Source organism: Rhizobium freirei PRF 81, assembly GCF_000359745.1.
Lineage (GTDB): Bacteria > Pseudomonadota > Alphaproteobacteria > Rhizobiales > Rhizobiaceae > Rhizobium > Rhizobium freirei.
In genome coordinates this window covers 49641-60915 of sequence record NZ_AQHN01000004.1, presented here as the reverse complement: position 1 = coordinate 60915, position 11275 = coordinate 49641, and the positions used below count along the sequence as shown (strand labels likewise).

The window sequence follows — 11275 nt, the reverse complement described above, 5'->3', positions numbered from 1 at the left end:
TCTTGTATTCAACTTGTCGACAAGAAATATGCAAAAGCAAAGCAATACAATTTCAGAGCACAGCAACCCCAAGGCTCAAAGTTTCACGTCCAGCCGATCCCCGCGCACCAGCAGCTTCTGAACCTGCGCCACAATCTGTTCCGCATGCAGGCGTGCGAGGCGCTCCGCGAGTTCGGTATCGCGCGCGGCAATGGCGGCGATCATCTCATCATGCTCTTCGACGAAGCGGCGCGGCAAACGATCATCATAGGATTGGTAATAGAGGCGGAGGATGCGCCGGCCTTCATCGAGCAGGCGGCTGAAAAGGCCGGTAAAATAAGGATTGCGGCCAGCCTCGGCGATCGCAAGATGCAGTTCGGCGTTGGTGGAGATCATCGCAAGCGCATCCTGCGCCTCGACGGCAGCGGCAAACTCGGCCTGGCGCGCGCGGACAATCTCGAGATCCTCCGGCCGATGATACTTCGCCGCAAGCTGCGTCGTCACGCGATACATCAACACCAGCGCATCGAAATAGCTGTGCATGTTGAGGAAATCGATCTGCGACACCATGGTCGAGCGATTGGGCAGCGTATCGATCAGCCCCTCGCCGGCAAGCCGCACCAGCGCTTCGCGGATCGGCGTGCGCGACATGCCGAAGCGCTCGGACAGCTGCACCTCGTCGATAGGGCTGCCCGGCGGCAATTCCAGGTGCAGAATCTCGTCGCGCAAGATATCGTAGACCACCTTGACGCCGGAGCCGCGCTTGCGCTCGTTTCTGAGGCTTGTTTCATTATCCATGGCTAGCTGACCTCTTCTTTCAGCGTGAGAGATAAAGGGGCATGCCCGGTAAATCAACGGCGCTCTGGCGACTGTCGTTCGACCCTGCTCTACTTCATACACGGAAGCCGGCAACTTCGACATGAGAACGGTCCTCGACACCAAAACGGCCTATCGGAAGTAGCAGGAGCTACCTCCGATAGGCCGTGTGATTATCAAGATGGAAACTTGCTCCTCAGCGCGGACGGCGGATCGCCCGCACTTTGCCGGCGCCGCCGCTACCGGCGTAGAACCTGTCCTTGCCATCGGATTCGAGCCCTGAAACGCCAGAGCCTTCCGGCATTTCCAGCCGCTCCAGCACAGTGCCTGTCACCGGATCGATGCGGCGAATGTCGCTCTCGTCGCCTTCCCAGGTGCCGTGCCATAGTTCGCCATCGACCCAGGTCACACCGGTAACGATGCGGTTGGATTCGATGGTGCGGCGGATAGCGCCGGTCTCGGGGTCGATTTCGTGGATCTTGCGGCCGCGATGCTGACCGACCCACAGGCTTCCCTCGCACCAGGCAAGACCAGAATCGCCGCCGTTGCCCGGCGCGGGAATGGTCGACACCACCTTGCCGCTTTCCGGATCGATCTTATGAATCCTGTCCTCGGCGATCTGGTAGAGATAGCGCCCGTCGAAAGCCGTGCCCGCATGCGATTCCACGTCGATCGACCGCACCTGCTCGCCGCTCTCAGGGTCGAGGGCATGCAGCTTGTCACCGGAGGCGAACCAGACATGCCGGCCGTCGAAGGTAACTCCGTTCACACGGGGCGCGTTTTCAAACGGACCATATTCGCGAATGACTTCAGCTTGGGACTTTTTCATTGCAACCATCCTCCGGTCAGCATCTATCGAACTTGATGGCTTCGACCCTAGTCGCTCGGCAGCGGACCCGGGAGTAACAATGTTGTCGGGAAGCCGACGACCGGCGGCATCATCCAGCGGCGGGCACGACCATTGCCGATACTCTGCACCTTGCCGCTTGCAGCAAGAGCGTCGAGCGCGCGCTGCACTGTCCGCGGGCTTGTTGCGAGCGCGATCGCCAGTGCCGAACTCGACCAAGCCTCGCCATCTGCCAGCAAGGCGAGCAGGAAAGCATGCTCGGTCTCCATGGGCGGCGCCAGCACTACAATATCACCTTTCCCACGCAGCGTGAGTACGAAGCCTTGCGGCGTCGCGTCGATGTCGGCGAACGGCTCCAATGCAGCGCGCAACCTTCCGATCTCCACCCTGAGCCGTGCCCTATGGGATTCGTCGGCGTAGCGGGCGCGGAACGCGCGGGACAGCAAAAGGGCACGCGGCGCATCCGCCGGCGCGGCTTCGGCAAGGACGCGCGCCAGCATGAACAGCACCGGCCGGCTGGCCAGCGACAGGACCTCGCTACCACGACGCACGACGTTGCGGCAGGCATCGACGACCAGCGTGCCGGATGTTAGCAAGGCCTCCACTTCACCCAGCGGCAGCAGGCGTTCAGTGCCGTCCGCGATCAGCCGAGCCGCTGGCGCATCAAGCGCCCGCGCGGCATTGCGCACTTCGACATCGAGCGCGGCGATATCGGCCCTCCGCGCGGCTTCCGCTGCCCTGGCCAGTGCGGCACGCGCCGGTTCCGTGCGCAGGCGGCGGATGGCGATGCCGGCGACCGCAAGCTCATGGCTTGCTCTTGCAGCCGGCGGCAATGGCGAGGGATCGAGCTTGGCGAGCAACCGCTCGGCCTCGTCGAGATGGCCGACAAGCAGCAAGCGGCGTATCTGCAGATTGCGGGCATGGGCCGCATTGATGCGATCTCCGTGTTTATCGAGGACGGAGCGCGCCGTCTCCAGCGCCTTTTCCGGCCATCCGAGATCCCTCGAGACAAGGGCAATCTCCGCCTGGGCAACGATACAGCGAGCGCGGGCGACGGTCTCGCGCGGACCAAAGGCGCGGGCGGCGTTCTTCAGCAGCGCCTTGGCTCGATCAAGGTCCCCGAGCTGAGCCATGGCAATGCCGCGGAGCGCCAGCGCGGGCGCATCGTCGCGCAAAGCCACGCGCTTCATGGCTCCGAGCGCATCCCCGGCAGCAAGCGCCTGTGCGGCAGCGACGATCAGCGAGTCCATCGAAATCCCGTCACACTTGTAACTCCCACCCCTCGGCACTTCAGCCGTAAGTTATTCGCCATCGGCAGGCAAGACGCTGTGCCGGCAGTGGCAAATCCAGCAAATCAAGGAGATGAACCATGACGATGCATAGAACAGGAACACGCAATGAGTGGCTTTCGGCGAGGCTTTCCCTGCTGGAGCAGGAAAAGGAGCTGACGAGACGCAGCGACGAAATCGCCGCGCACCGCCAGCAATTGCCTTGGGTCAAGGTGGAAAAGGACTATCGGCTTGAGACCGAGCAGGGTGTGGTGCCGCTCTCGGCGCTCTTCAAGGGGCGCTCGCAGCTTCTCGTCTATCACTTCATGTTCGGGCCGGATTATACTGCGGGATGTCCGTCCTGCTCGTCGATCGCGGATGGTTTCAACGGGGTTGCCGTACACCTCGAAAACCATGATGTCGCCTTTTCCGCCGTATCGCGGGCACCACTTGCGAAGCTGCAGGAATTCAAGCAACGCATGGGCTGGACCTTCGACTGGGCCTCATCGGCAAACAGCGACTTCAACCACGATTTCAATGTCTGGTTCACCCCGGACGAGCAGCGCGACGGCGGCATCGAATATAATTACCGTCGCGAGCCGCCAATGCCCGACGCTCAGGCGGGCAAGACGGTGCAGCAATGGGAGCTGCGCGGCAGCGAAGGCCCGGTCGAACTGATGGCGTCAATGACGGGGACGGATGTCGCGACCTACACGCGCGATCGGCCGGGCGTCAGCGCCTTCGCAATGCAGGACGGCGCGATTTATCACACCTATTCGTCCTACGCCCGCGGACTGGACGGCCTTTGGGGCATGTACCAGTGGCTGGACCGGGCGCCGCTCGGCCGCAACGAGACCGGCGTCTGGTGGCGCCATCATGACCGCTACGGAGCGTAGCTCATGTTCAGATTGCTCGAACTTCACGAAAGGGCCGGCGCATACGCCGCCGGCCTGCTTCGACCTAGGAGTTTCAGCCGCTGGCTTCAACTGGCCGCGGCGCCGACCTTCGCCGTGATGGCGTTGCTAGCGTCCGACGATATGGCAGCGGACATGATCTGCTCCACTCAAGGCGGGTCGATGCTGGGCGGTATGGTGCCGATGTATCTGCTGATGGCGCTGTTTCACCTGGGGCCGTGGCTGGCGCTTTTTGCAAGAGAAGGGAAGATATCCGGGTGATGAGCCAATGTTCATTGCCCAAAACGTTCGATCGCGCACTCCTCGTTCGCTCTCACGTTTCTTTTTGATCCAGTGCCATCAAATCCCGTTCCTGAAGTTCGAAATGCGCGTTGAACATCCGCCATCCCTTCTGCGTCACTTCGACTGCGCGCGAGGAATCTTCCCGCCGTATCCAACCTTCTGCACAGAGCAGATTGGTCAAAAGAACACCGAGCGGGCCGGCAAGATGATGCTGCCGTTCCGTCCAATCCAGACATTGCCGGGCAAGCCCCGTGCGGCCAGGTTTGATTTTCGCCGGATCCAGGCCCAGGCCTGCAAACCATTCGGCGCCCACATGCGTCACCTCGAACCTCTTGCCATCGGCTGCTGCAAGAAACCCCTTTTCAACCATCCTTTCGGTGAGGGCCACGCCGAGGCGACCCGCCAAATGATCGTAGCAGCAACGAGCGAACTGCAGTTTTCGGCCCTCGCGCGTCAATGCCCTTGGCTTGATCTCCGTCGGACCGATCGCGGCCAGGTTTTCGAGCGCTAACGCGACATGAGGGCCGGACAGGCGATAGTAGCGATGTCGCCCCTCTGTCTCGACCGACACCAGGCCGCCCGCCAGCAGCTTTCCCAAATGTGAGCTGGCTGTCTGTGCCGTCACACCGGCACAACGAGCCAGCTCGCCGGCAGGCCGTGCCCGACCGTCGCCTAAAACAAGCAGAGCTCGACCTCGCAGCGTGCCCCCCCCCCGCTTTTTCCCGCTCCCTACGGCTAACCTGTCTAAATTTGGGGATCCTCTTGTTGGTAATGTAAATTTCAATTACTATATATGAATAGGTTCTACGAAAGGGAATTTCCTATGACTTCATTGGCGGTAACGATGAAAGGGCAAGTCACGCTGAAGCGCGATTTATTGCAACACCTCGGTATCAAGCCGGGCGAACGGATTGACTTCGACAAGCTGCCGGGCGGGGAGCTTCGGGTGAAGGCGGCGCGGCCGGCCGGCACCATTGACAGTTTCATCGGTCGGCATGCAGGCAAGGTCAAAAAGCCGATGACGATTGAGGAAATGAATGAGATCGCCGCCACTGGTTGGGCGGGCGAAGAATGAAAATTTCCGTCGATACAAATGTGCTGGTTCGTGCCGTTTTGCAGGACGATGCAAAGCAAGGTCGCGCTGCCGGCAAGCTTCTGAAAGAGGCTTCACTAATCGCGATTTCTTTGCCTTGCTTGTGTGAATTGGTTTGGATACTGCGCCGGGGCGCGAAGCTGTCGAAAGAAGATGTAGCCGCGACCATCCGCGATTTGCTAAATGCCGGAAATGTTGTGATGAACCGTCCTGCTGTCGAGGCCGGGCTTGCAGTCCTCGAAGCCGGCGGTGATTTTGCGGATGGCATCATGGCCTATGAGGGCAATTGGTTGGGTGGCGAAACGTTCATCTCGTTCGATAAACAAGCGGTCGAACTGCTTGCGGAGCAAGGACAGACGGCGCGCCTGCTGTCCTGACCGATTACTTCAGCCCAACTTCTATGGCCGCTCAGCCCCTGAACATCTGTGGACACCCCGTATATGCAAGAGGATTTTTCAGGCAGACAAGCCCTCTGCGGGTAATCGAGCGCTGACATCTGTCTGGCCTCTGATGCGATCTTCAGGATGCTGCAGGCCTGTATGGGAGTTGCGGATCGGTGCGAATCAATAAAGCGCACTGCGTTTAGAACCGATTTTCCGATCGCGTGTCTCATCGCCGCGCGCCATACCGTCCTTTAGACCCTCCTAAACCTTCGATGCCCCCGGGTTGTGCGCCACCAACAGCAAGCCCAGGCGTCTATATAAACTGATCAGCAATCTTCGCAGCTATCTGGTCCCGAACAAGCCTTCGATTGCCAATTATTGCCAGCAATATTGGTCAGGTCAGGCAATATCCAGCTCACCGGCTGAAAGTGCTGCCAACAGACTCGTTAATGCCCGCATGAACAAGAAACGTCAGATGCGCTGCTCTCCACTTGGCGCTCATCGGATCCTTCAGATTCGTACCGCTGTTACCGGCCGCCTAGAACAAGCAAAACTCGACCTCGCAGCGTGCTCCCCAGTTTTTCCCGCTCCCTTTCTCACACAGGCTGCCAAGGCCTCCTTAGTATTAGGGTATTGTTAACCATCTTTGCCTTATCAATCTTTGATCGAAAGGCGCGTCCGCTTTTCCAGCTCTTGCGAATAAGTCGATAATGTCGATCCTTCATGCTCTAAGCGCAAATAGCGGTCGCCTTGTCAGGCTCACCTTCGGTCCGGGATCGCGCAGACGTCCTGCCGTGCAAGCCACAGGGCACAGCAAGCTCGCGAAAGCCCGCATCGTGATGCTCAGCGGCGGACTGATCATGGTCTACGCCGTGATCTTCGCCAAGCTTACCTTATTCGGTATGGCGCCGAGGGACGACGCTTCATCGATCCCGCCCGAGCGTGTGATTGCCGCCCGCCCCGATATCGTCGACAGAAACGGCGAGCTGCTCGCGACCGACATCCGCACCGTCTCGATGTTCGCCGAGCCGAACCGCGTCGTCGATGCCGACGAAGCGGTCGAAAAGATAGCCACGGTCTTTCCCGATATCGACCGTAAGTCGCTCTATAAGAAGCTTGCCGACCACCGCTCGCACTTCGCCTGGCTGCGCCGGCAGCTGACGCCGAAGCAGCAGAGCGAAATTCTGGCCCTCGGCATTCCGGCGATCGGTTTCCGGCCGGAGGTCAAGCGCTTCTATCCCGGCGGGCGCACCGCCGCCCACATTCTCGGCTATGTCGATATCGACAATCATGGCGTGGCCGGAATGGAGAAATATCTCGACATGCAGGGCCTGTCGGATCTCGATTCCACAGGCCTGACGAGCCAGGATACGCTGCAGCCGGTCAAACTTTCGGTCGATCTGCGCGTTCAGAACGTCGTGCACGACGTCGTCAGCAGTGCGCTCGATCTCTACAAGGGCAAGGCGGCGGGTGCCGTGGTGCTGGATATCCACACCGGCGAGGTGCTGGCCATGGCCTCCGCTCCCGATTTCGACCCGAACGACCCGCAGGCGACCGGCAGCGACGGCTGGCTCAACCGCATGTCGAACGGTACGTTCGAAATGGGCTCGACATTCAAGACCTTCTCGATGGCGATGGCCTTCGACGTCGGCGCGGTCAAGACAAGCGATACCTTCGATGCTTCCGCGCCGTTGCACTATGGCGGTTTTATCATCCATGACGACCGTGACGTGCCGCGCAGGTGGCTGACCGTGCCGGAAATCTTCCGCTATTCATCGAACATCGGCACCGCCAAGCTGATGGATCGTGTCGGCATGGAGAACCAGAAGGCCTATCTCACCCGCTTTGGTCTTTTGACCAAACTGAAGACCGAATTGCCCGAAGTGAAAATGCCGACCCAGCCTCACGTCTGGAAGAAGATCAACTCGATCACGATCTCCTTCGGCCACGGCGTCGCCACGACGCCGCTGCAGACGGCCGTAGCCGGCGCAGCGCTGATGGACGGCGGCGAGCTGATCGAGCCGACCTTCCTGCCGCGCACGCGCGAAGAAGCCGAAAAGGTCGAAACCCCGATCGTCAAACCGGCGACCAGCGACATCATCCGCTCCTTGTTCAAGCTGAACGGCCAGGAAGGTTCCGGCAAGCCAGCCAACGTTCCCGGCTATCATGTCGGCGGCAAGACAGGCACCGCGAACAAGGTGATCCACGGCGTCTATTCCCACAAGCTGAGCTTCAACTCCTTCCTCGGTGCCTTCCCGATCGATCACCCGAAATACGTGGTGCTCGCCTTCGTGGACCAGCCGCTGACCGGCGAGCATAACCTCACCTTCGCCACCAACACCGCAGCGCCGATGGTGCGCGACATCATCAAGCAGGCAGCGCCCATGCTCGGCGTGCAGCCGGATTTCGGGACGAACCTGATTGCGTCTTATTGAGAGCGCCGGATCGCCTCGAAGCGGCCGGAATCTTCCTGGGTGCCCTTGCAGGGGCTTATCGAACAACGGCGCTCGCCATCGCGTATAGGGCGTTGGAGGTTCAATAACGCGGGATGGTCACACGCACGGTCGTGCCGCCGCCCTTGCGGCTCTCGATCGTGGCTTTGCCGCCATGCGCCTCCGCAATCGCCTTGACCACGGACAGACCGAGCCCGGACCCTCCAGCCCTCCGGCTTCGGGCTTCATCGGCTCTCCAGAAGCGCTCGAAGGCGTATTCCTGCTCCAAAGGAGACATTCCCGGTCCGCTGTCGGAAACCTGCAGAATGGCAAACTCGCCCTTCGTGAAGGTTCTGACCTCCAGGCGCGAGCCAGGCGCATAGCGCGCAGCATTGTCTATCAAGGCAAGAACAATCTGCCGAACCCGCGCGCGATCCGCGTTGAGCGGTGCGCTGCGCATGTTGACGACGACCTCTAGCCTTTGCGCGGACAGCGCCGGTCTCATGGTGTCAAGGGTATCGCCGACTTCGGCCGCCAGATCGAAGCTTGAAATCTGGAGTTCCATCCGGCCGGCATTCATCAGCGAGAGGGTCTTGAGATCCTCGACAATGCGGGTCAGGGAATCGATATGCTTGACCAAGCCGAGAAAGGCATCCTGGTTCGGCTCATACACGCCGTCGGCCAAACCCTGCATGCGCCCGCGAAGAATCGTCAGCGGCGTGCGAAGCTCGTGGGCGATGGCGGAATTCGAATATTGGAGTTCCTTCTCCGCCCTCTGCAGCTTCTCCGCCATCTGGTTGAAATCCTCGATCAGGCGATCGGCTTCGCCGAACGTCCCCTGCCCCGTCGCGCGGCCGGTGAAATCGCCCTCGGCGATGGTGCGGGCGGCGTGTGCCACGGCGATGAGCGGCTTGACCAGCCTTCGGGCAAGCCGCCAGCCGACATAGGCTCCGACGGCCTGGCCGATCGCGACATTGATGGCGAGAACCACGAAATCGGTCGGAGCCCATTCCTCGCTGCTGATGGCTCCGGGAAACAACCAATCCCAGACCCAGCCGTAGATCAGGAACCCGAAGAACATGACCGACAGGGAAACGAACGCGACGATCGTGGTCGACCAGATGATCTGTCGGTTGAGGCTATTATTGACCGAGGTCGCCAAGGCGGTAGCCCACTCCTCTGACGCCGTTGAGAAGATTGCCGACGCCGGCCGCTTCCAGCTTCCTGCGGAGTTTACTCATGTGGCTGTCGACCGTCCTGTCCAGGGCTTCGCCTTCGGGAAGGCAGGCGTCGATGATCTCGCCTCTCTCGAAGGCCCTGTTCTGATAGCCGGCCATGAATTCAAGGATCCGGAACTCCGTGCGGGTCAGCGGCAGGAGGACGCGCTGATCGCCATTATCGACCGAGGCCACATGCGCAACCGGATCGACCGAGAGCTTTCCGATCCGCAAAACCTTGTTGCCCATGCCGCCGGCAACTGAACGTCTGAGGATCGCTCTGGCGCGAGCAACGACTTCGGCCGGGTTGAAAGGCTTGACCACATAATCGTCGGCTCCCGCCCGCAGGCCCTGCAGCCTGTCCACGTCGTCCGCCAGCGCGGTCACCATGATAACAGGCGTGTCGCCGCGTTTATGGATCGCTGCGAGGACGGCGTAACCGTCGAGCTTGGGCAGCTTGACGTCGAGAACGACCAGATCGGGCCGGAGGCGCTGATGATGGGAAAGCCCAATCTCTCCATCCGACGCCGTCAAGACGCGGAATCCCTCGCGCTCGAAATAGCGCTCGAGGATATCGGAAATTTCCGGCTCGTCCTCGATGATCAGTACAAGAGCGTTTTCCATACGCACCTCCTGTCCCGACAAAAGGCTTCACGAAGGCGCGCGTCAACACTCATTTCGCATCTCCACGAAACCTCCACATACGCTCCATTGAAACGCAACAGTTGTGCTGTCTAGCGTAAATTAGCGGAAACCGCGGAATAAAAACACGAATGTTCGAAGGAACCGAGGCCGCAAGCTTGCGAGACAATTTGTCCGAAAAGCCATCCACTTCGGTCCAGACAGGAAGCATCAATGCTGATGAACAAGGGACTGCACGGGCGAAAGGCGCTGCTGACGATGACGGCGATGCTCGCACTGGTGGCAGGTCATGTCTCCTCCCCGGAAGCAAGCCAGATGCCGCCGCCGGCGGTCGGGGTCGTTGAATTGAAGGCGCACGCCGTTCCTGTCATGAGCGAGCTTCCCGGCCGCATTGCCGCAACCAGGGTTTCCGAAGTGCGCGCGAGAGTCTCGGGCATCCTGCAGGAGCGGGTCTTCCAGCAGGGCAGCCTGGTGCATAAGGACGACGTCCTTTATCGGATCGATCCGCGCCTGTTCGAAGTCCGCGTTGCCAGCGCCGAAGCGGCGCTGAAGAAAGCCAGGGCGATCCAGGCCAATGCCAAGCAGCAGCTTGAACGCCAGCGCCTGCTCCGTGAGCGCAATGTCGTGAGCGCGGTGGATTACGATACCGCCGCCGTCGCCCTCGATCAGGCTGAAGCGGACGTCGCGGCCCAGCAGGCTGCCCTTGACGAAACCAAGATAAACCTCGGCTACACCGAGGTACGCGCGCCGATCACCGGCGTCATCGGCGGCGCGCTCGCCACCGAAGGAACGCTGGTCACGGCGGACAGCACCTCCAACCTTGCACTGATCCAGCAAGTCGATCCGGTCTACGCCGATTTCACCCAATCGGCGCAGCAGCTCCTTGCGCTCAAGCAAGCGGTCAGCGACGGCAAGCTCGAAAGCCCGGCGCCCGGCCAGGCACGCGTCGAACTCGTCTTCGACGGCGGCAAGGTCTATGCCGAACCCGGCAAACTCCTGTTCTCGAACGCAAATGTCGATCCCAATACCGGACAGGTGACGCTGAGAGCGGAATTCCCTAATCCGAAAGGTGATCTCCTGCCGGGAATGTATGTCCGCGTGCGCATCGAGCAGGCAGTCCAGCAAGCCGGCATCACGATTCCGCAAAGGGCGGTGACGAGAGATACCGGTGGTAATCCGCAGATCTTCGTGCTCGCCTCCGACCAGACGGCACAGGTGCGCAATATCATTCTCGGCGCTTCCCTCGGCTCCGAATGGATCGTCCTCTCGGGACTGAAGAATGGTGAAACCATCATCGCCGACGGGGTCCAGAAGGTGACGCCGGGAGGCAAGGTCGTCGCCGAACCCTGGTCGCCGCACAATGCCGACCAGAACTCCTCAGACCAGGCCGCGAAGTAATTCA

The 11275-nt window shown here is 60.6% G+C and carries 12 protein-coding genes and 1 pseudogene; 7 read left to right on the top strand and 6 right to left on the bottom strand.

Annotated features, from left to right (window positions below):
- Positions 1–75: 75 nt before the first annotated feature.
- From RHSP_RS01165 to RHSP_RS01155, 3 genes are all read right to left on the bottom strand, one after another.
- On the bottom strand, positions 76–777 hold the full coding sequence (locus RHSP_RS01165; protein ID WP_004107668.1) for a GntR family transcriptional regulator: 702 nt from the start codon (positions 775–777) through the stop codon (positions 76–78).
- A gap of 214 nt (positions 778–991) precedes the next feature.
- A complete protein-coding gene (locus RHSP_RS01160; RefSeq protein ID WP_004107666.1) occupies positions 992–1624 on the bottom strand; it encodes a Vgb family protein in 633 nt (210 codons plus the stop codon).
- A 47-nt stretch (positions 1625–1671) separates the two neighbouring features.
- On the bottom strand, positions 1672–2892 hold the full coding sequence (locus RHSP_RS01155; RefSeq protein ID WP_037148818.1) for a DNA-binding protein: 1221 nt from the start codon (positions 2890–2892) through the stop codon (positions 1672–1674).
- A 119-nt stretch (positions 2893–3011) separates the two neighbouring features.
- Here RHSP_RS01155 and RHSP_RS01150 point away from each other — a divergent pair, with 119 nt between their 5' ends.
- On the top strand, positions 3012–3806 hold the full coding sequence (locus RHSP_RS01150; protein ID WP_004107656.1) for a DUF899 domain-containing protein: 795 nt from the start codon (positions 3012–3014) through the stop codon (positions 3804–3806).
- A 3-nt stretch (positions 3807–3809) separates the two neighbouring features.
- Entirely contained in the window at positions 3810–4085 is a 276-nt protein-coding gene (locus RHSP_RS01145) for a hypothetical protein (protein ID WP_004107655.1), read from the top strand.
- A gap of 52 nt (positions 4086–4137) precedes the next feature.
- Here the strand turns inward: RHSP_RS01145 and RHSP_RS01140 are convergent, their stop codons facing one another.
- The gene (locus RHSP_RS01140; protein ID WP_240535338.1) at positions 4138–4890 is read right to left on the bottom strand and encodes an ArsR/SmtB family transcription factor; all 753 of its coding nucleotides are present in this window, start codon (positions 4888–4890) and stop codon (positions 4138–4140) included.
- A gap of 39 nt (positions 4891–4929) precedes the next feature.
- Here RHSP_RS01140 and RHSP_RS01135 point away from each other — a divergent pair, with 39 nt between their 5' ends.
- From RHSP_RS01135 to RHSP_RS01125, 4 genes and pseudogenes are all read left to right on the top strand, one after another.
- A complete protein-coding gene (locus RHSP_RS01135) occupies positions 4930–5181 on the top strand; it encodes an AbrB/MazE/SpoVT family DNA-binding domain-containing protein (RefSeq protein ID WP_004107653.1) in 252 nt (83 codons plus the stop codon).
- Positions 5178–5576, top strand: coding sequence for a type II toxin-antitoxin system VapC family toxin (locus tag RHSP_RS01130; protein ID WP_004107652.1), 399 nt, complete (start codon positions 5178–5180; stop codon positions 5574–5576). Before RHSP_RS01135 ends, RHSP_RS01130 begins: the two co-directional genes overlap by 4 nt.
- A 277-nt stretch (positions 5577–5853) precedes the next feature.
- Positions 5854–6150: pseudogene (locus RHSP_RS33300) on the top strand (hypothetical protein); the annotation flags it as partial.
- A gap of 142 nt (positions 6151–6292) precedes the next feature.
- On the top strand, positions 6293–8017 hold the full coding sequence (locus RHSP_RS01125; protein WP_004107648.1) for a peptidoglycan D,D-transpeptidase FtsI family protein: 1725 nt from the start codon (positions 6293–6295) through the stop codon (positions 8015–8017).
- A 100-nt stretch (positions 8018–8117) separates the two neighbouring features.
- On the opposite strand, the gene RHSP_RS01120 is transcribed toward RHSP_RS01125, so the two are convergent.
- Together RHSP_RS01120 and RHSP_RS01115 are read right to left on the bottom strand one after the other, a co-directional pair.
- Complete coding sequence (locus RHSP_RS01120; protein ID WP_004107646.1) at positions 8118–9176, bottom strand: sensor histidine kinase; 1059 nt, start codon at positions 9174–9176, stop codon at positions 8118–8120.
- The gene (locus RHSP_RS01115) at positions 9157–9855 is read right to left on the bottom strand and encodes a response regulator (RefSeq protein ID WP_004107645.1); all 699 of its coding nucleotides are present in this window, start codon (positions 9853–9855) and stop codon (positions 9157–9159) included. The genes RHSP_RS01120 and RHSP_RS01115 overlap by 20 nt, the downstream gene beginning before the upstream one ends.
- Before the next feature lie 231 nt (positions 9856–10086).
- Between RHSP_RS01115 and RHSP_RS01110 the strand changes: the two genes are divergently transcribed.
- A complete protein-coding gene (locus RHSP_RS01110; protein ID WP_004107644.1) occupies positions 10087–11271 on the top strand; it encodes an efflux RND transporter periplasmic adaptor subunit in 1185 nt (394 codons plus the stop codon).
- The last annotated feature ends 4 nt before the right edge of the window (positions 11272–11275 follow it).